26 protein-coding genes are annotated in these 24325 nt (G+C 67.9%); 6 read left to right on the top strand and 20 right to left on the bottom strand.

Translation table 11 applies throughout. The features are described 5' to 3' along the window. Positions 1 to 40 precede the first annotated feature (40 nt). Positions 41 to 2365 carry a putative bifunctional diguanylate cyclase/phosphodiesterase gene (locus BR47_RS0112945; protein WP_029119762.1) on the top strand — a complete coding sequence of 775 codons (2325 nt, stop codon included), beginning with the start codon at positions 41 to 43 and terminating at the stop codon, positions 2363 to 2365. Between the two features lie 5 nt (positions 2366 to 2370). Here BR47_RS0112945 and BR47_RS0112940 read toward each other — a convergent pair whose 3' ends face one another. The 10 genes from BR47_RS0112940 to secY all read right to left on the bottom strand — a co-directional run bounded on the left by BR47_RS0112940 (position 2371) and on the right by secY (position 11381). After that, positions 2371 to 2859, bottom strand: a complete 489-nt coding sequence (locus tag BR47_RS0112940; RefSeq protein ID WP_020101445.1) for a MarR family winged helix-turn-helix transcriptional regulator — start codon at positions 2857 to 2859, stop codon at positions 2371 to 2373. Positions 2860 to 2898: 39 nt separating this feature from the next. Beyond that, a complete protein-coding gene (locus BR47_RS0112935; protein ID WP_020101444.1) occupies positions 2899 to 3942 on the bottom strand; it encodes a pyridoxal phosphate-dependent aminotransferase in 1044 nt (347 codons plus the stop codon). Next, positions 3939 to 4958, bottom strand: a complete 1020-nt coding sequence (locus BR47_RS0112930; protein ID WP_036427217.1) for a 3-oxoacyl-ACP synthase III family protein — start codon at positions 4956 to 4958, stop codon at positions 3939 to 3941. Before BR47_RS0112930 ends, BR47_RS0112935 begins: the two co-directional genes overlap by 4 nt. A gap of 7 nt (positions 4959 to 4965) precedes the next feature. Next, on the bottom strand, positions 4966 to 5613 hold the full coding sequence (locus BR47_RS0112925) for a DUF8713 domain-containing protein (RefSeq protein ID WP_020101442.1): 648 nt from the start codon (positions 5611 to 5613) through the stop codon (positions 4966 to 4968). After that, the gene (locus tag BR47_RS0112920; protein ID WP_029119760.1) at positions 5594 to 7309 is read right to left on the bottom strand and encodes a thiamine pyrophosphate-binding protein; all 1716 of its coding nucleotides are present in this window, start codon (positions 7307 to 7309) and stop codon (positions 5594 to 5596) included. Before BR47_RS0112920 ends, BR47_RS0112925 begins: the two co-directional genes overlap by 20 nt. A 74-nt stretch (positions 7310 to 7383) precedes the next feature. Next, a complete protein-coding gene (locus tag BR47_RS0112915) occupies positions 7384 to 8106 on the bottom strand; it encodes a zf-HC2 domain-containing protein (RefSeq protein WP_090562701.1) in 723 nt (240 codons plus the stop codon). Between the two features lie 2 nt (positions 8107 to 8108). Further along, positions 8109 to 8633, bottom strand: coding sequence for a sigma-70 family RNA polymerase sigma factor (locus BR47_RS0112910; protein WP_020101439.1), 525 nt, complete (start codon positions 8631 to 8633; stop codon positions 8109 to 8111). A gap of 51 nt (positions 8634 to 8684) precedes the next feature. Further along, on the bottom strand, positions 8685 to 9488 hold the full coding sequence (gene map, locus BR47_RS0112905; RefSeq protein ID WP_029105218.1) for a type I methionyl aminopeptidase: 804 nt from the start codon (positions 9486 to 9488) through the stop codon (positions 8685 to 8687). A gap of 28 nt (positions 9489 to 9516) precedes the next feature. Then, entirely contained in the window at positions 9517 to 10062 is a 546-nt protein-coding gene (locus BR47_RS0112900) for an adenylate kinase (RefSeq protein WP_029105217.1), read from the bottom strand. Then, entirely contained in the window at positions 10059 to 11381 is a 1323-nt protein-coding gene (gene secY, locus BR47_RS0112895; RefSeq protein ID WP_029105216.1) for a preprotein translocase subunit SecY, read from the bottom strand. The genes BR47_RS0112900 and secY overlap by 4 nt, the downstream gene beginning before the upstream one ends. A gap of 327 nt (positions 11382 to 11708) precedes the next feature. Here secY and BR47_RS0112890 point away from each other — a divergent pair, with 327 nt between their 5' ends. From BR47_RS0112890 to BR47_RS0112875, 4 genes are read left to right on the top strand one after another with little or no spacing between them, the layout of a single operon-like run. Then, a complete protein-coding gene (locus BR47_RS0112890) occupies positions 11709 to 12635 on the top strand; it encodes a class I SAM-dependent methyltransferase (RefSeq protein ID WP_029105215.1) in 927 nt (308 codons plus the stop codon). A 37-nt stretch (positions 12636 to 12672) separates the two neighbouring features. Then, entirely contained in the window at positions 12673 to 13575 is a 903-nt protein-coding gene (locus BR47_RS0112885; protein ID WP_029119759.1) for a class I SAM-dependent methyltransferase, read from the top strand. A 13-nt stretch (positions 13576 to 13588) separates the two neighbouring features. Beyond that, positions 13589 to 14500 (top strand): class I SAM-dependent methyltransferase, encoded by a 912-nt coding sequence (locus BR47_RS0112880; protein WP_020101433.1) that lies wholly within the window; start codon positions 13589 to 13591, stop codon positions 14498 to 14500. 5 nt (positions 14501 to 14505) lie between these two features. After that, positions 14506 to 15453 carry a class I SAM-dependent methyltransferase gene (locus tag BR47_RS0112875; RefSeq protein ID WP_029119758.1) on the top strand — a complete coding sequence of 316 codons (948 nt, stop codon included), beginning with the start codon at positions 14506 to 14508 and terminating at the stop codon, positions 15451 to 15453. Positions 15454 to 15466: 13 nt separating this feature from the next. Here the strand turns inward: BR47_RS0112875 and BR47_RS0112870 are convergent, their stop codons facing one another. The 4 genes from BR47_RS0112870 to sppA form a co-directional block, all read right to left on the bottom strand. Continuing rightward, positions 15467 to 16432 (bottom strand): hypothetical protein, encoded by a 966-nt coding sequence (locus BR47_RS0112870; RefSeq protein ID WP_029119757.1) that lies wholly within the window; start codon positions 16430 to 16432, stop codon positions 15467 to 15469. Positions 16433 to 16467: 35 nt separating this feature from the next. Next, a complete protein-coding gene (locus tag BR47_RS0112865; protein WP_141772228.1) occupies positions 16468 to 17340 on the bottom strand; it encodes a hypothetical protein in 873 nt (290 codons plus the stop codon). After that, positions 17337 to 18191 (bottom strand): hypothetical protein, encoded by an 855-nt coding sequence (locus BR47_RS30420; RefSeq protein WP_141772227.1) that lies wholly within the window; start codon positions 18189 to 18191, stop codon positions 17337 to 17339. Before BR47_RS30420 ends, BR47_RS0112865 begins: the two co-directional genes overlap by 4 nt. Positions 18192 to 18358: 167 nt before the next feature. After that, positions 18359 to 20146 (bottom strand): signal peptide peptidase SppA, encoded by a 1788-nt coding sequence (gene sppA / locus BR47_RS0112855; RefSeq protein WP_029119754.1) that lies wholly within the window; start codon positions 20144 to 20146, stop codon positions 18359 to 18361. A gap of 106 nt (positions 20147 to 20252) precedes the next feature. Here sppA and BR47_RS0112850 point away from each other — a divergent pair, with 106 nt between their 5' ends. Continuing rightward, positions 20253 to 21479 carry an EstA family serine hydrolase gene (locus BR47_RS0112850; RefSeq protein WP_029119753.1) on the top strand — a complete coding sequence of 409 codons (1227 nt, stop codon included), beginning with the start codon at positions 20253 to 20255 and terminating at the stop codon, positions 21477 to 21479. 132 nt (positions 21480 to 21611) lie between these two features. Here the strand turns inward: BR47_RS0112850 and rplO are convergent, their stop codons facing one another. Genes rplO through rpsH form a run of 6 tightly spaced genes read right to left on the bottom strand, consistent with a single transcriptional unit; the run spans position 21612 to position 24295 of the window. Continuing rightward, positions 21612 to 22055, bottom strand: coding sequence for a 50S ribosomal protein L15 (gene rplO, locus BR47_RS0112845; protein ID WP_020101429.1), 444 nt, complete (start codon positions 22053 to 22055; stop codon positions 21612 to 21614). Next, complete coding sequence (gene rpmD / locus BR47_RS0112840) at positions 22056 to 22235, bottom strand: 50S ribosomal protein L30 (RefSeq protein ID WP_020101428.1); 180 nt, start codon at positions 22233 to 22235, stop codon at positions 22056 to 22058. It lies immediately after the preceding gene. 2 nt (positions 22236 to 22237) lie between these two features. Then, positions 22238 to 22906 (bottom strand): 30S ribosomal protein S5, encoded by a 669-nt coding sequence (gene rpsE, locus BR47_RS0112835; protein WP_029105211.1) that lies wholly within the window; start codon positions 22904 to 22906, stop codon positions 22238 to 22240. A gap of 34 nt (positions 22907 to 22940) precedes the next feature. Continuing rightward, positions 22941 to 23342 (bottom strand): 50S ribosomal protein L18, encoded by a 402-nt coding sequence (gene rplR / locus BR47_RS0112830; RefSeq protein ID WP_020101426.1) that lies wholly within the window; start codon positions 23340 to 23342, stop codon positions 22941 to 22943. A gap of 2 nt (positions 23343 to 23344) precedes the next feature. After that, a complete protein-coding gene (gene rplF / locus BR47_RS0112825) occupies positions 23345 to 23884 on the bottom strand; it encodes a 50S ribosomal protein L6 (RefSeq protein WP_020101425.1) in 540 nt (179 codons plus the stop codon). 12 nt (positions 23885 to 23896) lie between these two features. Further along, positions 23897 to 24295, bottom strand: coding sequence for a 30S ribosomal protein S8 (gene rpsH / locus BR47_RS0112820; protein WP_020101424.1), 399 nt, complete (start codon positions 24293 to 24295; stop codon positions 23897 to 23899). Between the last annotated feature and the right edge of the window lie 30 nt (positions 24296 to 24325).

The following is a 24325-nucleotide window of genomic DNA, read 5'->3' as shown; positions in this document are numbered from 1 at the left end:
CGAAAAATACCGAACCATCGTGGTTGACATGGGGGTGTAGGTGCGCACAGGCAACACAAATACGGTCATCGGCGCTGCTGCAGTCATCTTCGCTGTATTCGCCTATCTGGTGATCTTCGGTGACCATGGCACGTTGGCGGCACGTCTCACCAACGACACCGGGCTGACGGTCTTCAGCAGCCTTGCCTGCCTCGCCGCGGTGGCCGCCTACCGGGCCAACCGAGGCCGGCGACAGCGCGCCTGGCTGGCACTCGCGATCGGCATGGCGGGCTGGGTCGCCGGCAACCTGATCCTGCTCTATCACCACGCCGTGCTCGGTTCGCCGCCCGCGTTTCCGTCGGTGGCCGATGCCGCGTTCCTGCTGCTGCCCTGCTCTGTGGTGGTCGCGTCCGCCGGGAAGGTGCGGCCCGACCGCATGTCGGCACTGCGCCCCGTGCTGGACGGCGTCATCGTCGCCTCCGCGCTGTTCCTCGTGTGCTGGGTGCTGATCCTGGAAGACCTGTTCGCATCCACGCATTCCAGCTGGCTGGCGACCGCGGTGTCGGTCGCGTTCCCGATCTCGGACGTCGTCATGATCACGGTGGCGGTGTTGACGGTCAGTTCGACGGTACCGGGCAAACGCCAGGCCATCGTCCTGGTGTGCACGGGGCTGATCGTCGTCGCAGTGGCCGACAGCATCTGGATATACGTTCTGGCCCAATCGAATTCGACCAGTCCGGTGGCTGTCGTCGGCTGGGCCGCGGGCTTGGTGCTGTTCAGCGCCGGCGGGCTGATCGATGCGCGCAAACCGCCGTCGGCGACGGGGCGGAAACGGCAGGCCCTGTCCGATCCATTGCTCTGGCTCCCCTATTCGCCGATGGTGGCCGCAGTGGTCGTCGGGCTCATCGACCTCTGGCCGGTGACCAACGACAAGCCGGTACTGGTCGCCGCGTCGGTGCTCGTGATGACGGCACTGGTCCGGCAGCTGATCGTGCTGATTCAGAATCGGCGGCTGTTGTTCGACCTTGCCGACCAGACCCGGCGCGATCCGTTGACGGGGCTGGGCAACCGGCTGATGTTCAACGACCACCTCGATGCGGCCATCCAGTCACGTGGAGACGACCGGGTTCCGATCGCCGTGCTCGCACTCGACCTCGACGACTTCAAGATGGTGAACGACAACCTCGGGCACCCGAGCGGTGACGAGCTGTTGATCGACGTCGCGAGTCGGCTCAAGAACACGGTGCCGGCCGAGCACACCGTGGCCCGGCTCGGCGGCGACGAATTCGCCGTTCTCATCCGGTCGGCACCGAATGCGGCCACCACCATCGCCGAGCGGATCATCGAGGCGTTCGACGCACCGTTCTCGCTCAACAGCGAGAAGGTCTTCATCCACCCGAGTGTCGGGTTGGCGATCACCCCCGCCGACGAACCAGACGTCACCGCTGACGATCTGATGCAGCAGGCCGACATCGCGCTGTACGCCGCCAAGCGGACCGGCATCGGCGGCGTACAGACCTTCTCCGCGGACATGCGCCAGGTCTCGCCGCTGGACCTGCCGCAGCGGTGGAGCGACAGCGGGCGGATCCAGCCGCCCGCCCAAGCCGGTGTGCAACTGCTCGGGCAACTGCGCCGTGCCATCGGCGACTCCGAGTTGAAGTTGGTGTATCAGCCAAAAGTGCTGCTCGCCACCGGCGAGATCGTCGGTGTGGAGGCGTTGCTCCGCTGGCCCCATCCCGAGCTCGGCCTGCTGACCCCGTCCGAGTTTCTGCCGTTGATCCGGCGCAACGGCCTGATCGGCTCGGTCACCGACACGGTGCTCAAGCAAGCGGTCCTGGACGCCTCGACCTGGTTCGGGTCGGGATATCGCAATGTGCCGGTCGCCATCAACCTCTTCGCGCCGTCGCTGACCGACGTCGATCTGGCCGATCGGATCGGGGCCATCCTCGCCCAGCACTCACTGCCGCCGAGCGCCCTCACTGTCGAGATCACCGAGCAGATGCTGCTGTCGAACATGAGCCGGACGGAGGTGGTGATCGATCGGCTCCGGAAGTCGGGACTGCGGGTGTCGATCGACGACTTCGGGTCCGGCTACTCGACCATGAGTTACCTGCGCGACCTGCCGGTCGATGAACTCAAACTCGACCGGGAGTTCGTGCTGCCGATGACGCACAATCCCCGCGCCGCCGCCATCGTTCGATCGGTGATCAATCTGACCCACGCCCTGAACATCACGAGCGTCGCCGAAGGAGTCGAAGACGCCGCGACCGCCGAGCAGCTCTCGGCGTACGGGTGCGACATCGGCCAGGGCTACTACTTCGCCAAACCGATGTTCGCCGAATCGCTGCGGCCCCTGATCGAATCGCGGAATCCGCTGCGGCGCTGAGCCGGTCAGAAGTCGCCGGCGGTGCGGCGCAGGGTCTCGATCGCATCGACCAGCGCCGCGGACTGTTCATCGGACATCCCGACGTCGGCGAACACCTCCTTGTTGAGGGTCACCGTGGCGTCCTCGACCGTCGAGCGGCCCACCTCGGTCAGCCGCACCAGGGTGGTCCGCCCGTCGGTGGGGTGCGGCACCCGCTCGACGAGACCGTCGGCCTCGAGCCGCCGGATGGCATGGGTGACGCTCGTGACGTGCACCTGCAGCCGGTCGGACGCCTTGGTGATCGGCAGCGCGCCACTACCGCTGAACGCCAGCAGCCGCAGCAGTTCGTAGCGGGAAAAGCTCAGGTCATAGGGCCGCAGCGCAGTCTCCACGCGCGCCAGCAGAATCTGGTGGGCCCGCATCACCGACGTCACCGCGACCATGCCGTCGGCGACGTCGCCCCAGCCGGCCCGCTCCCAGTTGGCCCGGGCCCGGGCGATGGGGTCGCTGCTCACCGCTCATTCATACCGCACCGGACCCCTCGGCCGATGCAGTCAGGCCCCGACGCCCGTCCCGTCCACCGCCTTACGGATGGCCGCCAGCACCGCGCGCGACGACCTGCGGTCCCCGACGGTGATGCGGACGCCGCCGTCGGCGTAGCTGCGCACCCGCGGGCCGTCGTCGCCGAACTCCCAGGCCCGCGCCCCGCTCGGCAGATAGACGAAGTTGGCGTGACTGTCGGTGCAGTACACACCCATCGAGCGCAGCCGCGCCCGTAGAAACGCCCCTTCCGAGGCGATCATCCGGATACGTTGCCGCAGTTGATCTTCCGCATCGTAGGACGCGGCGACGGCCACCAGGCCGGTGATCCCGATCCCGAACGGCAGCTGCATACCCCACAGGTCGCGGGCGAGCGACGGCGCACACACGCCGTAGCCGATGCGCAGGCCGGCCAGTCCGTAGGCCTTCGAAAAGGTGCGCACCACAACCAGATTGGGATACCGCACCACGAGCGACGGGATGTCCAGGCACAGCTCGGGGGCCAGGAATTCGACGTACGCCTCGTCCAGCAGGACGACGGTGCCCGACGGCACCCGGTCCAGGAACCGGTACAGGTCGGCGGCCGACTCGACCGTCCCGGTCGGGTTGTGCGGACGGCAGATCACCACCACGCGTGCTCGCGCCGCGGCCGCCGCCATGGCGTCGAGGTCGTGGTGACCGTGCCGGTCCAGCGGCACGGTCACCGACCGCAGTCGCGCCATCTGCGCGAAGATCGGGTAGCCGTCGAAGGTCGGTGACGCCGTCACCAGCACATCGCCGGGGTGCGTGACGGCCTGCAGCACCTGCAGGATGACGCCCGTGGCGCCCGCACCGACGAGCACCTGGTCGTCGTCGACGCCGACGTGCCCGGCGATCAGCGACCGCAGCCGCTGCGGCAGGAACTCCGGATACCGGTTCACCACACCGATCGACGCGGTGAGCGCGGCCCGCACCGCAGGCAGTGGCGGGAACGGATTCTCGTTGAGCGCCAACGCCAGCGGGTCGTCCGCGGCGGGTAGCGAACCGACCGCATCGGCCAACGCGCACGTGGGCGTCATCGCTGTCCGCCCCAGCGCACGGCGGCCGCACCGGCGAAGTCACCGGCGTGCGCGAAGGCCGCCATCATCACGACGTCACCCTCGCCGACCTGTCCGTCGGTGATCGCCCGGTCCAGGTTGACGGGCACGCCGGCGGCGAACAGGTTGCCGCACTCGTCGAACGTGTCGCGGTGCTTGGACTCTGGCAGTTCCAGGGCCTCGCGCCAGTTCCGCAGGAACACGCGGTTCGGCTGATTGGTGACCAGCAGGCCGATGTCCTTGGGCGCCAGACCGATCCGGTCGCACACCGCGTACGCCACCTCGGGCACCTGACGATTGCCCCGGGCCAGCACCTTGGTGATCTTGCTCTCGGTGAAGCCGATGCAGCCCTCGCCGGGCCCGGCCTGCCACCATTTGCGCGGCGGGTCGACCGACATCGTCATGTCACCGGCGTATTCGCCGTAGGTGCGGCATTCGACGTCGAGAATCGGCGAAACATCAGAGGCTGCAACGAGTCCCACCGCGGCACCATCACCGGGTACCGACGCCTGCGCCTTGGGCCGGATGGTGACCTGGTCGAAGACCTGGCCCGCCGCGTTCTGCGCCACCGCCACCAACGCGGTACGCCCCTCCCCGGAGGCGATCAACTGCTTGGCCAGCTTGAGGCCCAGGATGAAGGCCGCGCACCCGCCGTTGTGCAGGTCGATCACCCAGTTCGGCTTCATGCCAAGCCGATTGGCCATACCGCCACCGCCGCCGTAGAACGGCATGTCGGGCAACTGGGTGTGGGTGATCAGGATGTCGACGTCGGCGAGGGCGTCGGAGCCGTGCCGGTCGACGAGGCCCGCCGCCGCGCGTTCGACCATGTCGATGGCCGTCTCGTCGGGTGCCACGTGGTGGCGGAACTTCGGCGCCCGGAACATCAGGTTGTCCCGCAGGTCGTCGGAATCGGCGAACTGCGCGTAGTAGTCGGCGCTGATCGGCTCGCCCGGAAGATAGGTCGAAACGTCGAGCAGGCTCACAACTGGTTGGCTCATGCGTGACTCACTTCATCCAGGCCGGGGTGATCGGCAGACCGTTGCGGTGCCGGTATTCGGCAATCGCCTTGAGGTTGTCCAGTTCCAGGCGGTGGCCCGCCCCGAACATGTCCCAGAAGTCCCCGACCCACACGGGTCGCTGTGCGGGCGCGGTCTCCGGGTAGGGGTTGTTGTCGTAGAACGGGTGGTGGCAGTTGGTCCACAGCACCACCGAACCCGGCTTGTTGAGCACGACCTGGGCGTCGACGACGCGCATCAGGTAGATCATCCAGAGGTGCCGGCCCTGGTCCCAGGCGCAGTGGTAGTCGACGGTCATCGCCTCGCGGTTCGCCACTGTGCGCGTGTAGATTTCGGTCTCCGAGCCCAGCCGGTCGTAGGCCAGCCAGAGGCCCGGTTCCTCGGTCTCGGTGAATCCGCGCAGACTGTAGGTCCACTCCTCGAGGCTGCGGGTGTCCGCCAGATACTCGAACAGTTCCTCCGGCGGGCAGTCGATGTAGTCGTTGACGGTGCAGTAGTCACCGAAGACGACGTCGTGCGGGTATACCGACCGCATCATCTCCATGATGATGGGCGTGGCCTTCTCCCGCGGCGCGTTCTCGATGCGGGTCACGCCGTCGATGGGTAGGGCGATGTCTTCAAGCGCGGGCAGCGACATGCTGGGAGCTCTCTTTCTGCGTCTGTTGTGTGGCGGTCTCGAGAAATGGTGCGAACGTGGGGATTTCGTCGGCGGAGCATTCGACGCTGACGACCGATGGCCCGTGCCGGCCGAGCGCTTCGCTCAGCGCACCGGCCAGCTGCGGCAGCTCGGTGACGTCCGTCGCGTGCAGGCCGGGGAACATCGCGGCCAGGCCGGCGCCCAGCCGGGCCGGGGTGAAGCGGTTGTAGCTGTAGCGGTCGCCGTAGAACAACTGCTCGCGGGTGACGCACATGGCGTGGGCGTTGTTGTTGAACAACACGAAGGTGATCGGGAGCCGGTACTCCAACGCCGTGTGCAGCTCCATGCCGTGCATGAAGAACGAGCCGTCGCCGGCCACCACCACGGTCCGGTACTGCGGCCCAGCGGTTTTCGCGCGGGCGAAGCACATGCCGATGCCGGCGCCGAAGCTGTACCCCATGCCGCCCATGCCGAGCGCCACCACGAAGCGGCCGGCCCGGCGCACCGGCAGCCCGTGCACCGTCGAGGCACCGGTGTTGCCGGCGTCGACGACGATGTCGGCGCCGTCGGGCAGCAGTTCGTCGAGCAGGGCGACGGTGTCGCGGTACCGGATGCCGGGGCCGTCGTGCGGTGGTGGCTGAAGTTCGGTGTGCGGCAGCGGGTCGAGGACCCGTAGCCCGTGGGGCCGGCCGGTGCCGGTCAACGATCGGGTCAGCGCCGTCAGCGATGCCCGCAGGTTGGTCGAATTCACGTGCGTGCTCGGCACATACGGACGTTCCGCGCCGAGCGAGACCGTCTGCACCCCGGCCAGCGCGCTGTCGAGGCCGGCGCGCGCCGTCACCGCCAGGCGCGTCCCGATCACCAGGCACACCGCGCTGCGGGAGATCGCGTCGACGACCCGCGGATGGCCCATCACGCCGGTGACGCCCAGCCACGACGACTGTCCCAGCCCGGGTGAGCCGCTGACGTCCTTGCCGTCGGGCACCGTGGCGACCCAGGCCCGCAGCACCGAGCGCAATTCCTCGAGCTCACGGCGGGCGTCGTCGCGGGCCACCTGCTCGCCGGCGATGATCGTGACCGGCCCCAGCGCCCGGCGCAGCACCTCGGCGATGGGACCCGGGTCAGCCAGCAACGAATCCTGCACAGCAGCAACCGGATTGACCACATCGATCATCGCCTGCTGGACGTCCTTCGGCAGCAGCAGTACCGCCGGGCCGCCACCGGCCGCCGCGGTCAGCGCCTCCGCCAGCGCCGGCACGATGTCCTGCGGTTCCGTCACGCGACGGCAGTACACCGACACCGCCGAGAACAACGCCACCGCGTCCAGCGATCCGGAACGTCCACTGGTGTCCTGAAAGCTGCCACGGCCGTCCATACCGGTCGGCGCCTGCCCCACCAGGGCCAGTACCGGCACCCGGCTGGCCAGCGATTCACCCAGTCCCGCAACGAGGTTCAGTGATCCGCCGCCGGACGTCGCGGCCACCACACCGATCCGGGACACCGCCCGGCTGTAGCCGTCGGCCATGGTGGCCGCGGAGAACTCGTGCTTGGCCAGAATCGCGGTGATGTCGTCGGACAGGAACGCCGCGTCGAACAGGTCCTCGATATTGGCCCCGTCGACTCCGAAGAAATACTCGATGCCGGACGCCGCAAGTTGCGTGATGATGTGGTCCACCACCCGATGCCTGCCGACCATCTGCCACCTGCTTCCGCTCGTCTAACCACAGACACGAGGCGGATGGGCGAATGGTTCAACGCCACCGAAAAAATCTAGAGATTGCGCTCCAGCAGCACCTTGCCGTTGTCGGCGGAAACCAGTTGTACCGCAGCAATTTCCGAAACCTGCATCGGCGTGTTACCACTCGGCAACGCGGTGGCACCAGACATGCCGAACCACGTGGCGATCTGGTTACGGCTGCCGTCGCGGCCCACCACGACCATACCCAGGTTGGTCGGAGGAGCGGCGGGTCCGCTGGACCAGTCGCCGTAGCTGCAGGCCATGTCGATCCGCGTACCCCAGCCGAAGCTGCTCAGCGCGATGGTGGCGTTGAACGGAGTGGGTGCCACGTGCTGCATGGGCAGCTGCGCCACCTGCTCCTGGCTCTGGCCACCGCCGAAGAAGTCGGGCCGGACGACCGCCACCGCACCGACTGCCAGCACCGCCGCGGCCAGGCCGGCCACCGCCGTCGTCACCCAGCGGGTCCGGCGCCGGCGCCACCGCACCTTGGCCAGTACCGAATCGAGCACCTCGGGCCGCAACGGCGGTTCCGGCTGCTCGGCACCGATCTCCTGCACGTCCGCCAAATCCAGCAGGCCCAGCAGGGCCGGCATGCCGCTCAGCTCACCGACCGCGTCCCGGCACCGGGAGCAGGTCTGCAGATGCGCTTCGTACTCGCGGCGTTCCGCACTCGACAGCGAACCCAGCACGTAGGCGGCGTCCCAGGTTGCGTACCGGTCGCCGTCAAAGGGTCCGATGGACTCGACAATGTGCATGCTCACCGAGTCACCCCCATTTCCTGCAGATTCAGGCGCAGCGCCCGGACCGCGTAATGCAGTCTCGATTTCACTGTGCCCTCGGCGATCTGAAGCTCCGCCGCAATCTGCGCGACGCTCAACTGCCGGTAGTACGCGCGCTCGATCACGGCGCGATGGTCGACGGAGAGCTGGCTCAGGGCACCCCCGAGCAGCATCCGATCCAGTGCGGTGTCCGCCTCGTCGGTGGCGGCCGGGTCCGTCCGGTCCTCTGCCTCCACCACCTCCGACGACGTCGTCTCGTGCCGGCGCCGAGCGCTGCGCTGCTCATCGATGATGAGGTTGCGGGCGACGGTGTAGAGCCAGGCCCGCGGGGACTGGTTGGCGTCGGATACGACATCGGGGTGGCGCCACGCCCGCAGCAACGTCTCCTGCACCACGTCCTCGGCACGCGCCGAGTCCTGTGTCAGACGCAGGGCATAGCGCCAAAGGGCGCCTGCGTGCTCGTCGTAAAGCACCCGCATCATGGCGGCCTCCGGATCGCTCATGCACCAACCTCCGTCATTGACACGAGATCAGGGGCGATCCGGTTCACCGGATCAGTCGCGAAGCAGCGTCAAGATTCGGGGTCCGTCCTCGGTGACAGCAACGGTGTGTTCCCAGTGTGCGGCACGCGAGCCGTCCTTGGTGACGACTGTCCATTCGTCTTCGAGAATGACAGTCTTCGAGGTGCCCAGCGTCAGCATCGGCTCGATGGCCAGCACCGAGCCGGGCTCGAGGAACGGGCCCCGGCCAGGTGATCCCTCGTTCGGCAGGAACGGGTCCATGTGCATCTCTTGACCGATGCCGTGCCCGCCGTAGCCTGCGACGATGCCGAACTTGCGGTCGTAGCGGGCGGACGCCGCGTGGGTCCCCCGCTCGATGGCATGCGAGACGTCGGTCAGCCGGTTACCGGGGACCATGGCGGCGATGCCGGCCTCCATGGACTCACGGGTGGCGTCGGACAGCTTCTGGTCGGCGTCGATCAGCGGGCCGACACCGAACGTCACGGCCGAGTCGCCGTGCCAGTTGTCCAGGATGGCGCCGCAATCGATCGAGACCAGGTCACCGCTGACGAGCACCTCGTCGGCGGTCGGAATGCCGTGCACCACGCGGTCGTTGACCGACGCGCAGATGGTCGCCGGGAAGCCGTGATAGCCCAGGAACGACGGGATGCCGCCACCATCGCGGATGACGGACTCGGCGATCTGGTCGAGCTCGAGAGTGGACACCCCGGGCGCGGCGGCTTCACGAACCGCTTTCAGCGCGGCCGCCACCAGCGAACCGGCAGCGGCCATCGCGTCCAGTTCGCCGGGTGTCCGCTGGGGGACGACCTTGCGGCCGCGTCGGGGTAGACCAATCATCGATGACTACTTCAGCCGGATCGGCGATTCAGCTGCCGAGCGCCTGCAGGGCGCGGGCGAAGACCTCGTCCAGGCTGCCGACGGCGTCGACCGAGACGAGCTCGTCCCGGTAGTAGTCCAGCAGCGGGGCGGTCTCGTCCCGGTACACCTTCATGCGGTTGAGGATGACCTCTTCGGTGTCGTCGGCGCGGCCGCGGCTCTTCAACCGGGTCAGCAGCTCGGACTCCGACACGCGGAACTCCAGCACCGCGTCCAGCTTGAGGTTGCGCTTGGCCAGCATGTCCTTCAGCGCGACGGCCTGCTCGACCGAGCGGGGGAAGCCGTCGAGGATGAACCCGGCGGCGGTGTCGTCGGCGTCGAGACGGTCGTCGACCAGCGCGTTGGTCAGCTCGGCCGGGACCAGGTCGCCGGCATCGAGGTACTTCTTGGCCTCGACACCGAGCGGGGTGCCCTTGCTGATGTTGCTACGAAACAGATCACCCGTGGAGATCTGCGGGATGCCGAACTTCTCGGCCAGCTTCTCGGCCTGAGTGCCCTTGCCTGCTCCCGGCGGTCCCAGCAGAACCATTCTCATTTGAGGAACCCTTCGTAGTTGCGCTGCATCAGCTGGCTCTCGATCTGCTTCACCGTGTCCAGACCCACGCCGATCATGATCAGCACGGCCGTACCGCCGAATGGCAGGTTCTGGGCGCTGCTGCCGCCGCTCTGCAGGAACAGATTAGGCAACACCGCGATCAAACCGAGGTAAATCGAGCCCGGCAGCGTGATGCGGCTCAGGACGTACCGCAGGTAGTCCGCCGTCGGCTTGCCCGGCCGGATGCCCGGGATGAAGCCACCGAACTTCTTCATCTCGTCCGCCCGCTCATCGGGGTTGAACGTGATGGACACATAGAAGTACGTGAAGAAGATGATCAGACCGAAGTAGATCGCGATGTAGACCGGGTCGGCCGGGTTGGTCAGGTACTTGGCGACCGCCTTGGACCACCAGCCGTTGGACGCGTTCGGATCACCGGCGGTGACCAGCTGGGTGATCAGGTGCGGGATGTAGATCAGCGACGACGCGAAGATGACGGGGATGACGCCGGCCTGGTTGACCTTCAGGGGCAGGTAGGTCGAGGTACCGCCGTACATCCGGCGGCCCACCATGCGCTTGGCGTACTGCACCGGGATACGGCGCTGGCCCTGCTCGACGAAGACGACACCGACGATGATGATCAGCGTCGCGGCCACGACGGAGGCGAACACGACGCCGCCGCGGCTCTCCAGGATCGACTGGCCTTCGGACGGGATGCGGGCGGCGATGCCGGCGAAGATCATCAGCGACATGCCGTTGCCGATGCCGCGCTCGGTGACGAGCTCGCCCATCCACATGACCAGGGCGGCGCCCGCGGTCATGACCAGCACGATCACGACGAGGGTGAAGATGCTCTGGTCCTGGATGATGTTCAGGGTGCAGCCCTGCAGCAGATTGCCGCTGGCGGCCATCGCGACGATCGAGGTGCCCTGCAGAACTGCCAGCGCGATCGCGAGATAACGCGTGTACTGCGTCATCTTGGCCTGACCGGCCTGGCCTTCCTTCTGCAGCTGTTCGAAGCGCGGGATGACCACGACCAGCAGCTGCACGATGATGCTCGCGGTGATGTAGGGCATGACGCCGACCGCCAGCACCGACAGGTGCAGCAGCGCACCGCCGGAGAACAGGTTGATCAGCGAGTAGACCTGCGCAGCGTCACCGCCGCTGACCTGCTCGATGCACTTCTGCACGTTCGGATAGTTCACCCCGGGGGACGGCAATGCGGCACCGGCCCGATACAGGACGACTACACCCAGCGTGAAGAGGATCTTGCGTCGCAGATCGGCCGTCCGCAGGGACGAGATAAAAGCCGAAAGCACTCTTCCTCCTGCGCAGCCGAGCTCGGGCCGCGGCGTGCTGATGGGGCTGGTCAGGTCCAGCGTTTGGTTAATTCCGTGCGCGACCACAGCAGGTACCCGACCTGCCTGGACGCGCCGTCAAATCAGTCTCCGAGAATAACAGTTGCCGTCCCCGCGACCTGCATCCGCTCGGCGCCGGACCCTTCGTACCCAGCCCGGACACCTCGAAACGTGCCGCCACCCGGCATTTCTGCCGCGTTCAGGAACGGCGCGTACAGTCGCCGACAGGTTGTTACATGAGCTAACTACCGACCCGTTCACCGGGTGACCGACGACAGGAACGACGCGATGGCACGCACTGACAACGACACGTGGGACCTGGCATCGAGCGTAGGAGCGACCGCGACTCTGGTCGCCGCGGCCCGCGCTCTCGCCACCAATTCCGAAGACCCGATCATCGACGACCCGTTCGCCGCTCCCCTGGTCCGCGCCGTCGGGGTCGAGTTCTTCACCAAGCTGGTCGACGGCGCCGCCGATCCCGACCAGTCCAGCGCCGGCTACGGCCCGACCATGGCGCAGCTGACCAACGGCATGGCGGCGCGCACCCGATTCTTCGACGACTTCTTCCGGGACGCCGGCAAGGCCGGTATCCGGCAGGCCGTCATCCTGGCGGCGGGCCTCGACTCGCGCGCCTACCGCCTGGTGTGGCCGGCGGGCACCGTCGTCTACGAGATCGACCAGCCCGACGTCATCGAGTTCAAGTCCAAGACCCTGTCGGATCTGGACGCGGCACCGACCACCGAACGGCGCACGGTGGCGATCGACCTGCGTGAGGACTGGCCGGCCGCACTTCGCGCCGCCGGTCTGGACCCCACCAAGCCCACCGCGTGGATCGCCGAGGGACTGTTCGGCTACCTGCCACCCGAAGCGCAGGACCGGTTGCTCGACCAGATTTCCGAACTGTCCGCACCGGGTAGCCGCATGGGCGCCGAAGGCGTGCCGGCCACGCCGGACCTCGATGAGGACGCCGTGCGCGAGCGCATGAAGGCCGCATCGGAGCACTGGCGCGATCAAGGCTTCGATCTCGACTTCAGCGATCTGGTCTACCTCGGCGACCGCGCCGACGTGGACACCTACCTGCAGGGTCACGGCTGGCAGACCACCGCCGTCACCTCCAACGAACTGCTGGTCCGCAACGGCCTGCCGGCCGTCGAGGCCGACCCGAACGGCCAGCCCTCCATGGGCGAGGTCAACTACGTCACCGCAGTGCGCTGATCCTCATCTATCCCTACCGACGGACAGGACCTACCCGATGACCCGCACCGACAGCGACACCTGGGATCTGGCCTCGAGCGTGGGCGCCACCGCCACGATGGTGGCGACCGCCCGCGCCCTGGCGACGAAGGAAGCGGAGCCGCTCATCCGCGATCCGTACGCCGACCCGCTGGTGCGGGCCGTCGGGGTCGAGTTCTTCATCAAGCTGCTCGACGGGCAGATCGATCTCACCGGTGAGGTCGGGACGGCCGCCGCCATGATGACCAACCTGATGGCGGTCCGGACGAAGTTCTTCGACGACTTCTTCACTTCCGCCACCGCTGCCGGCATCCGGCAGGCCGTCATCCTGGCGGCGGGCCTCGACTCGCGCGCCTACCGGCTGGACTGGCCGGCCGGCACCGTCGTCTACGAGATCGACCAGCCCGAGGTGATCGCCGCCAAGACCGGGACCATGGCGCAGATCGGCGCCACACCGACCTGCGAACGCCGCACCGTCGCGATCGATCTGCGTGAGGACTGGCCGGCCGCGCTGCGCGCCGCCGGATTCGACCCCGCGGCGCCGACGGCCTGGATCGCCGAGGGGCTGCTGATCTATCTGCCGCCCGAGGCGCAGGACAAGCTGTTCGACAACATCACCGCGCTGTCGGCGCCGGGCAGTCGCCTGGCCACCGAATTCCACACCGACCACGGCGCCGGCATGCGTGAGCGCGGCGCGGCCATGAGCGAGCGGTGGCGCGGCGCGGGCCTCGACCTCAACCTGACCGACCTCTGGTACCAGGGCGAGCGCACCTCGGTGGTCGAGCACCTGGATGCCAGTGGCTGGAATACCACGGCCCGCCCTCGCCTTGAAGTTTTCGCCGAGTACGGCCGCCCCCTCGCCGAGACCGAAGACACCGCGGCGCTGCGTAATTCACTGTCCGTGACGGCCATCAAGAACTAGGAGTTGGAACCACATGACACGAACTGACGGAGATTCCTGGGACCTGGCCTCGAGCGTCGGGGCCACCGCGACCATGGTCGCGGGGCAGCGTGCCATCGCCCACCGCGAGCAGCTGATCGACGACCCGTACGCCGAGCCGCTGGTGCGGGCCGTCGGGCTGGACTTCTTCACCAAGGCGCTCGACGGCGAGATCGACCTGAGCGACGTGAACCCGGCCTTCACCCCGCGACGCGCGGCCGAAGGCATGACGGTCCGCACCCGCTGGTTCGACCAGCTGTTCCTCGACGCGGCGGCCACCGGCGTACGGCAGGCCGTGATCCTGGCCGCCGGTCTGGACGCGCGCGCCTACCGGCTGCCGTGGCCAGACGGCACCGTCGTCTTCGAGGTGGACCAGCCCGAGGTCATCGAGTTCAAGTCGACGACGCTCGCGAGCCTCGGCGCCTCCCCCACCGCGACCCGGCGCACCGTCGCCGTCGACCTGCGCGACGACTGGATGCAGGCGCTGCGGGACAACGGTTTCGACCCCGAGGCGCCCACCGCGTGGATCGCCGAAGGGCTGCTCATCTACCTGCCGCCGGAGGCCCAGGACCGGTTGTTCGACAACATCACCGCACTGTCGGCGCCCGGCAGCTTCGTGGCCACCGAGCAGGTCGGCGATCTGAGCTCCGCGTTCGACGACGAGCGCATGCAGCAGATGCGCGACCGGATGAAGGCCCTCGGTTCGAACATCGAGATGGCCGACCTCATCTACGAGGGCGACCGCAACCATGTCACCGATTACCTGACGAGCCTCGGCTGGGACGTCACCGCGCGGTCGGTCGAAGAGGCGCACGCCGACAACGGTTTCCAGTACCCGGACGACGAACTGTCCCGGGCCTGGACCCAGCTGAAATACGTCCGCGCGGTCCTGAACCGGAAGGCCTGACCGCGATGGCCCGGACACACGGAGACAGCTGGGACCTGGCCTCGAGCGTGGGCGCGACGGCCACGCTGGTCGCGACGGGGCGGGCGATCGCGAGCACCCACGAACACGGTTTGATCGACGATCCGTTCGCGGCGCCGCTGGTGCGTGCCGTCGGGATCGAGGCGTTCACCAAGATGGTCGACGGCGAACTGGACCTGGCCGTCCTCGACGCCGTCGCTCCGGATGCGGCGGCGCGGGCGCGCGCCAACATCGACGAAATGGCCGTGCGCACAAGGTTTTTCGACGACTACTTCATGGCCGCCGTAGGCGGCGATTCGGCCGGGGTCGCCGCGTCCTCGGAAATCCGGCAGGCGGTGATCCTGGCCTCCGGGCTGGACGCGCGCGCCTACCGGCTGGCGTGGCCCGAGGGCACGGTGGTCTACGAGATCGACCAGCCCGAGGTCATCGAGTTCAAGACCCGGACCCTGGCCGGCCTCGGCGCCGAACCCACGGCCGAACGCCGGACCGTCCCGATCGATCTGCGTGAGGATTGGCCGGCGGCGTTGCGTGCGGCGGGCTTCGACCCGAGCCGGCCGACGGCGTGGTTGGCCGAAGGTCTGCTCATCTACCTGCCGCCGGAGGCCCAGGACAAGCTGTTCGACAACATTCACGAGCTCAGTGCCCCCGGCAGCGCCGTGGCCACCGAATTCGTGCCGGGCCTCAAGGCTTTCGACGCCGACAAGGCGCGCGAGGCCGCCGCGGGATTCCAGCAGCTCGGCTTGAACATGGACATGCCGTCGCTGGTCTACCACGGCGAAAGGCACTCCGCCGCAGACTATCTGGCGGTCAAGGGCTGGCAGACCGCTGGCATCGGCCGGGTGGATCTGCATGCCCGGCACGGCCTGACGGCAACGGTCCTCGGCGACGACGACCCGATGCGCGAAATCATCTACATCAGCGGCACTCTCGGCTGAACCGGCGACGTCGTCACGGATTGTGGACGACGTCGCCCCCGCTCGCGTTGGCCGTGTAGCCGTCGAGGTTGATCTCATCCGTTGTGGTCGTGCCTGCGGCGGCGATGCTGCCGGCACCTGTCGCGGAGGCGGTGTTGGCGTCGCTGTCATCGCCGCCCGTACCGGCGAGGGCAGAAGCGCCGTCAGTGGCTGTGGCGCTGTTGCTCGAGCTGTCGCTGCCGTACCTGGCGGCCATGGCCTGGCTGCCCGGACCGAACGCAACGGCGCTGTTCGAATCGTTGTTGTTGCCGTCACTGCCTGCGATTGCCGTCGTGTCGGGGCCGTAGGCGATGGCGACGTTTCCGTCGCTTCCGCTGCCATAGGTACCTGCCAAGGCCGTGCTGTTGTCGCCGATCGCCTTCGCGGTGTTGTTGTTGTTGCCGGGACCACGGACGTCATCCTTGTCGCCGGCGGCAGCATAGGCGTTCGTACCGGTGGCTTTCGCGGTGTTGCCATCGCCGAAACCCGCGGTGGCGCCGGCGTTTATCCCCGTCGCCGTTGCGGTGTTGTTGTCGCCGTAGACCGCGGCGGCGTAGCTGTTTGTACCCGTCGCTGTGGCGGTATTGCCGGAGCCGAAGGCGGCGATCGCGTGGCTCCCCATGCCGGTGGCCTTGGCGGTGTTGTTGTCGCCGTCCTTGGCGATCGCGACGCTGCGGGTGCCGCTCGCGATCGCGTGGTTGTTGGTGCCGCCGGTGGCTTCGGCGTAGCTGCCGAAACCGTGGGCCACCGCCGTCGAGCCCTGTCCGTCGGACACGGCTGTCGCGGTGCCCTTCACGACCTTGACGTCCCCGTCGTGCGACACCGAGATGTTCGGGCCGCTGCCGTCGGGTGCCGCAGCGGCCGACCACGGCATCGCGGCCATCCCCACTCCGACTCCCAGCGCCACCGCCAGTCCGCCGACCCGGCCGATGCGCTCCGGAGAAACGCGGTGCTTGTTCATGAATTGACCTCCCCTGGTTACAGTTACGCGAACCGTCACGGGTTGTGGACGCTCTGTCCGTTGGTGGCGTCGGCGGTGTAGCCGTCCAGGTTGTCGGTCCCATAGCCCGCGTATGCGTAGCTGCCGAAGCCGTCCGCGCTCGCAGAGTTGTTGTCGTTGTCATTGCCGAAGCTGCCGGCGATGGCGCCGCCCCCGCCGGTCGCGGTGGCGGTGTTGTTGTCGTTGCCGGAGACCAGGAATCCGGAGTCGGCCACGCTGCCCGGCCCGGACGCGGTGGCGGTGTTGGAATCGTTGTTGGTGCCGACGCCGGCCGAAGCGACCCCGGAGTCCGTGGCTTTCGCGAAGTTGCCGTCATTGTGGTCGCCGATCCCGGCCCGCGCGATGCTGTGGGTACCGGTGGCGATCGCGGTATTGCCGGTGTTGTTCGATTGGCGCCCATCGTATTCGGGGCTTGAGCCGGCGTAAGCCTGAGCGAAGTTGCCCGACGCCACGGCCGTGTTGTTGGTACCGCCACCGGCGATCGCCGTGCTGTCGATATCGCTCGCTTTGGCCGTGTTGTTACTGCCGCCCTTGGCAATCGCCGTGCTGCCGAAGCCGTTTGCGGTCGCGTGGTTGTTGGTGCCGGTGGCTTCGGCGTAACTGTCGAAACCATGGGCCACCGCCGTCGAACCCCGCCCGCTGGACACCGCCGTCGCAGTGCCCTTCACGACCTTGACGTCACCGTCGTGGCTCACCGAGATATTCGGACCGCTGCCGTCGGGCGCCGCCGACGCCGACCACGGCATCGCGACAATCCCGACGCCCACTCCCAGCGCCACCGCCAGCCCGCCGACCCGGCCGATCGACACCGCGCTCCGCGCCATGTTGTGCTTGCCCATGTTCTTCACCCCTTCGTCTGTTGGTGTCACGGGTTGTTGACGGTGTCGCCACCGCTGGCGTTGGCGGTGTAGTGGTCGAGATCGGTTCCGGCCACGCCGGCATTGGCAAGGCTGCCGTCGCCGGTGGCCGAGGCCGTGTTGTAGTCGTTGTCGTTGCCTGCACCACCGGCGAAGGCGCCGGCGCCGTCGGTGGCAGTGGCGCTGTTGTAGTCGTTCTGGTTCCCGCCTGAGCCGGCGCCGGCGTGGGTTCCCGCACCGAAGGCGACGGCGGTGTTGTGCGTGTTGCTGTTACCACCGAAGCCGGAGACGGCGCCGCTGTTGTCGCCGTAGGCAATGGCGGTGTTGTCGGTGTTGAAGCTGCCGCCCGCGCCGGCGACAGCGGTGGCCGAATCGCCTTGGGCTGAGGCGAGATTGTTGTTGTTGGAGCCTTGCCGGACATCGAGCCCCGGGTAGTAACCCGCGTACGCGCCACTGTCGGTGCCGGTCGCTTTCGCGGTGTTGTTGCTGCCGCCCGCGGCGATGGCGGTGCTGTTGGTGCCGGTCGCCGTAGCCGTGTTGTTGCTGCCGCCCTTGGCGATCGCGGTGCTGTTGGTGCCGCTGGCGAGCGCGTGGTTGTTGGTACCGCCGGTGGCTTCGGCATAGCTGCCGAACCCGTGCGCGACGGCCGTCGATCCCCGGCCGTCGGACACCGCTGTGGCAGTGCCTTTCACGACCTTGACGTCACCGTCGTGGCTCACCGAGATGTTCGGGCCACCGCCGTCGGGCGCGGCCGCTGCCGACCACGGCATCGCGGCGATTCCTATTCCGACGCCGAGGGCCACCGCCAGTCCGCCGATCCGGCCGATCGACGCCGCGGTTCGCGGCACGTTGCGCTTACCCATCATCTCTACCTCCCGGCGTGGCAGTCACTGTGTGGTTCCACTGTGCGGGGCGGGCACGCCGGGTTCTGGGGTAGCGCCGTACCCCATATGATTAGTTCAGCTAAATAGGCTTCGTGGCCACGTCGACGGCAGAGCCGAGGGGACGGCCCCGACTGACTCGATCAGAGCTAAAAGCGGTAATCCCCCAGCCAGAGGGCGCTGACCCCGGTCATCGACCGCTCGGCCTGGCCGAGCGCACCGACCAGTGACCGGCCGAGCAGCGCCGCCACCGCCTCCGGCAACGACGCCGCGGCCGGCTGCGACGAGGCCTTGGGCCGCACGTGATCCAGCAGTGACGAGCCCGGGTAGTTGACGACCTTGGCGGTCGCGTCGGGATCCAGACCGGCGAGCACCTTGGCCCGGCGGACGGCGGTCCGCAGTCCACCGAGTTCGTCGACCAGGCCGTGTTCCAGCGCGTCGGCACCGGTCCAGATGCGGCCGCGGGCCACCTGTTCGACGGCCTCGACCGGCAGGTTGCGGCCGTCGGCGACGCGCTCTACGAAGTCGGTGTAGAAGAGATCCGCCTCGGCCACCACGTGCGCGTGCTGGGCCTCGGTGAACGGCTGATTGGCCGACCAGGCGTCAGCATTCTCGTTGGTACGCACGGCATCCGAGCCGACACCGAGCCGTTCTTTCAAGCCCTTGGTGACGAGTTTGCCCGTCACCACGCCGATGGATCCGGTGATGGTGCCGGCGTTGGCGACGATGTGGTCGGCCGCCATGGACACGTAGTAGCCGCCGGACGCGGCGACCGCGCCCATCGACGCGACGACCGGCTTGCCCGCCTCGCGCAGCCGCGCCACCTCGCGCCAGATGGTCTCCGAACCCGTGACGGCGCCTCCCGGACTGTCGACCCGCAGCACGACGGCAGCGACGTCGTCATCCGCCGCGGCTTCCCGCAGCGCCGCGGCGATGGTGTCGCCGCCGACGCTCGACGGTCCGGGCGGGAAGGCGCTCGGGCCGCCGCGTCCACTGACGATGGGCCCGGCCATGGTGACGACGGCGATGGTCGGCTTGTGCTTGATGCCCGGCAGCGGCGGCACCTCGGGCAGCGTGTGTCCCGCGGTGGCCTTGGCGTACCGGGACAGGAACAGCCGCGGCGGCGCGTCCTTGCCGTCGGCTTGCGCTGCGCCACTGGTCAATTCGCCGACCCGGGCATAGGCCTCGTCGCGGAAACCGATGCGGTCGACCAGGTTGGCGGCGACCGCCTCGTCGCGGAGCAGCGGTGCCCGGTCGACGAGGGCGTCGAGTTCGTCGGCGTCGACGCCGCGAGATTCTGCGATGGCAGTCAGCACCTGGGCGTGCAGGCTCTCGATGAGCCGGCCGTCGGCCTCGCGGTGCGGCTCGGTGTAGCGGTCCTGCGTGAACATGTTGGCCGCCGACTTGTACTCGCCGCGCGCGACGAACTGCGCCTCGATGCCGGCCTTGTCGAACGCGTCGCGAAGGAACAGCGCGTTGGTCGCGAAACCCACGAGACCGACGGTGCCCGAGGGCTGCATCCACACTTCCCGGAACGCCGACGCCAGGTAGTACGACATGGTGCCCGGATAGGTCTCGGCCCAGGCGATCGACGGCTTGACGGCGCTGAACGCGGCGATGGCGTCGCGCAGCTCCTGCACCGGACCCGCTGCGGCAGCGGGCAATTGAACCCGGGCGATCAGTCCGGCCACCCGCTTGTCGTCGGCCGCGCGGTGGATGGCGGCGACGGCGTCGCGCAGCACGAGAGGCCGCGCGTTGCCCATGACGAAGGCGATCGGGTCGAAGCCGGCGGTCTCGGGCGGCACGGCCTGTAGGTCGAGTTCCAGTACGCAGCCGTTGGGCACGCCGTGATGACGCGCGGTGTCGACCTTGCGGACAAGGGCACGCAACTCATCGGGGCCGGGAAGACCGGGCAGGCTGGGCCGGAAAGCAAACATGCTCCGAGCGTACCGATTCACCGGCGAGTGCCGAGCAGACGCAAACCTGTCCATTCCGACGCCGAATTCGACAGTTTTCCGCCTGCTCGCGGGAGAGGATCGACCCATGGTGCTGAAGGTCTCTGTCTCTCCCGATCTGGTCCACGGCGATGCCGACGACGGCTACGGCAAGGTCGCCGACGCGTTCCGGGCCAACTTCGCTGCCGGCGGCGAAGTCGGCGCCGCGCTGTGCGTCTACCGGGACGGCCGCAAGGTCGTCGACATGTGGGGCGGCTACCGTGACGGGATCAGCCGGGCGCCGTGGCAGGCCGACACCATGGTCAACATGTTCTCGTCGACGAAAGGTGTTGCCGCCCTTGCTGTCGCGCACGCGGTGTCGAAAGGGCTCTTCGACTACGACGAGCGGGTCAGCACGTACTGGCCCGAGTTCGCCGCGCAGGACAAGGGTGACGTCACCGTCCGGCAGCTGCTGGCCCACCAGGCCGGGCTGTGCGTCCTGACCCCCAATCCCCTGCTGTCCGACATCGCCGACCCGGTGCGGCTCTCCGCCATCCTCGCGGCACAGAAACCCGCGTGGAAGCCGGGCACCCGGCACGGCTACCACGCCATCACCATCGGCTGGTACGAGTCCGAGCTGATCCGTCGAACCGACGGCCGCACGCTCGGGCGTTATCTCGCCGAGGAGATCACCGGGCCGTCGGGCCTCGACCTGTACATCGGCCTGCCGGACTCGGTCGACCGCAACCGGATTGCCACGCTGCACCATTGGCAGCGATACGAGTCCTTGCGGCACCTCGACGTCATGCCCGCCGGGTTCCTGATCGGCAGCCTCAACCCGCGCGGGCTGCTGGCCAGGACGGCCGCGATCCCCGCCGACATCGACCCCTACGCCGGCGACTACAACACCGACAAGGTGCGCCGCGTCGAGATTCCGTCGGCCAACGGCACCGGGACGGCCCGCGCGCTGGCCGGCCTCTACGGCGCCGCGGCGACCGGCGGCAGCGAAATAGGTTTCACCCCAGAGACTTTCGACGAGTTGATCGCGCCACCCCGCAATCCGTCAGGCGGTACGCGGGACAAGGTGATGCGCGCCGAGATCGCCTACGCGCTGGGCTTCTGCAAGCCCATCCCGACGTTCGCCTTCGGCTCGTCCGGAAAGGCGTTCGGCACGCCCGGATTCGGTGGCTCGTTCGGCTTTGCCGACCCTGACACCGGCGTCGGATTCGGCTACGTGATGAACCGGCTCGGCTTCCATCTGGTCAGCGATCCCCGCGAGCTCTCGGTGCGCCAGGCCCTCTTCCGCGACGTCTTGGGCGCCCGGTTGCAGAGCTAGCTGCCGGACCAGGGCCGCCCAAACTGAGCTTGTGTGCCAATTCCGCGACGAACTTGGCACTCAAGCTCAGTCTCGGCGGACACAAAAAGGGAGCCCCGGCCGAAGGCCGAGACTCCCTTTTTTGCGAAACAGTTACAGCTCGGTCGCGCTACCACCGGCAGCGGTGATCGCCTCACGGGCGCTACCGCTGAACTTGTTGGCGGTGACGTCGACCTTGACGGCCAGCTTGCCGTCGCCGAGCACCTTGACCAGGGTGTTCTTGCGAACCAGGCCCGCGGCCACCAGCTCGTCCACACCGACGGTGCCGCCCTGCGGGAACGCCTTGGCGAGGTCGCCGACGTTCACCACCGCGTACTCCGTGCGGAAGCGGTTGCGGAAGCCCTTGAGCTTCGGCAGACGCATGTGGATCGGCATCTGGCCACCCTCGAACGTCACGGGGACGTTCTTGCGGGCCTTGGTGCCCTTGGTACCACGACCAGCGGTCTTACCCTTGGAGCCCTCACCACGACCGACGCGGGTCTTGGCCTTCTTGGACCCCGCGGCCGGCTTGAGGTCGTGCAGCTTGATGACGCTCATTTACGCCTCCTCAACCGTGACGAGGTGGTTGACCACCGCGAGCAGACCACGGGTCTGCGCGTTGTCCTCGCGAACGACGGACTGGCGGATCTTGCGCAATCCCAGCGTCCGCAGGCTCTCGCGCTGCTTCCACCGGGCACCCACGGTGCCACGCACCTGGGTGATCTTCAGTTCAGCCATGATTATGCCGATCCTTCACGCGCTGCCGAGGCGGCGAGCGCTTCTGCCTCACGCCGGGCCCGCAGCATGCCGGCCGGCGCAACATCTTCGATGGGCAGGCCACGACGGGCCGCCACTTCCTCCGGACGCTGCAGCTGCTTCAGCGCGGCAACGGTGGCGTGCACCACGTTGATCGCGTTGTCGCTGCCCAGCGACTTGGCCAGGATGTCGTGCACGCCGGCGCATTCCAGCACCGCGCGAGCCGCACCACCGGCGATCACACCGGTACCCGGGCTGGCCGGGCGCAGCATCACGACACCGGCAGCGGCCTCGCCCTGAACCGGGTGCACGATGGTGCCACCGATCAGCGGGACGCGGAAGAAGCCCTTGCGAGCCTCCTCGACACCCTTGGCGATGGCGGCCGGAACTTCCTTGGCCTTGCCGTAGCCGACGCCCACCATGCCGTGGCCGTCACCGACGATCACCAGCGCGGTGAAGCTGAAGCGCCGACCACCCTTGACCACCTTCGAAACGCGGTTGATGGTGACAACGCGCTCGATGTAGTTGCTCTTCTCACCGCGGTCATCGCCACGGCCACGGCCACCACGGTCGTCGCGACGGCCACGGCCGTCACGGTCGCCGCGGCCACCACGGTTGTCCTGCGCCGAACCGGCGCCAGCCTGGTCGGCCATCATGCAGTCCTTCCGGTCATCTTCAAGTAAGTCATTAGAACGTCAACCCGCTTTCACGAGCGGCGTCGGCGAGCGCGGCGATCCGGCCGCCGTAGCTGTAGCCACCGCGGTCGAAAACGACCTCGGAGATGCCGGCAGCCTTGGCACGCTCGGCGATCAGCTGACCCACGCGGGTGCTGACGGCCTTCTTGTCACCGTCGACGGCACGCACGTCGGCCTCGATGGACGACGCGGCGGCCAGCGTGGTGCCGGTCAGGTCGTCGATCACCTGGACGTGGATGTGCCGCGAGGAGCGGTTCACCATCAGACGCGGACGCTCGGCGGTGCCGGCGACCTTCTTGCGCAGACGGGCGTGACGGCGCAGACGCGCCACCCGACGGGTCTCAGAGATGTTCTGGCCCAACGGCTTACGCTTGTCGGTCTCAGTGTTGGCCATTGCTACTTACCTGTCTTTCCGACCTTGCGGCGGATCTGCTCACCCTCGTAGCGAATGCCCTTGCCCTTGTACGGGTCGGGGCGACGCAGGCGGCGGATGACTGCCGAGATCTGGCCGACTTTCTGCTTGTCGATGCCGGACACCGAGAACTTCGTCGGGGTCTCGACTGCGAACGTGATGCCCTCGGGGGCCTCGATCAGCACCGGGTGGCTGTAGCCGAGCGCGAACTCCAGGTTCGAGCCCTTGGCCTGCACGCGGTAACCGACGCCGAAGATTTCCATCTTGGTGGTGTAGCCCTGCGTCACACCGGTCACCAGGTTGGCGATCAGCGTGCGGGACAGTCCGTGCAGCGAGCGGTTACGACGCTCGTCGTTCGGACGGGTGACCACGACGGCACCTTCGTCGTTGCGCGACACCTCGATGGGCTCGGCAACATCGAGCGCCAGGGTGCCCTTGGGGCCCTTCACGGCGATGTTCTGGCCATCGATGGTCACATCGACACCGGCCGGAATGGCAACCGGCTGCTTTCCAATACGCGACATGTTTTCTGCCCCCTACCAGACGTAAGCGAGGACTTCGCCGCCCACGCCCTGTCGAGCTGCCTGGCGGTCGGTGAGCAGGCCGGAGGACGTGGAGATGATCGCCACGCCCAGGCCACCCAGAACCCGCGGCAGGTTGGTGGATTTCGCGTACACCCGCAGACCGGGCTTCGACACCCGGCGGAGGCCGGCGATGCTGCGCTCGCGGCTCGGGCCGTACTTGAGGGAAACAACGAGGCTCTTGCCCACGCGGGCGTCCTCGGTGCGGTAGTCGGTGATGTAACCCTCCTTCTTGAGGATCTCGGCGATGTTCGCCTTGATCTTCGAGTGGGGCAGGGTCACCTCGTCGTGGTACGCCGAGTTGGCGTTGCGCAGACGTGTCAAGAAGTCTGCGATCGGATCCGTCATTGTCATGACAGCGTTGATCAACCTTTCTCGCTGCGG

The sequence above is a fragment of the Mycobacterium sp. UNC410CL29Cvi84 genome, assembly GCF_000686745.1.
GTDB lineage: Bacteria > Actinomycetota > Actinomycetes > Mycobacteriales > Mycobacteriaceae > Mycobacterium > Mycobacterium mucogenicum_B.
The sequence above is the reverse complement of the archived record's forward strand: the minus strand, read 5'-3'. Positions and strand labels throughout refer to the sequence as shown.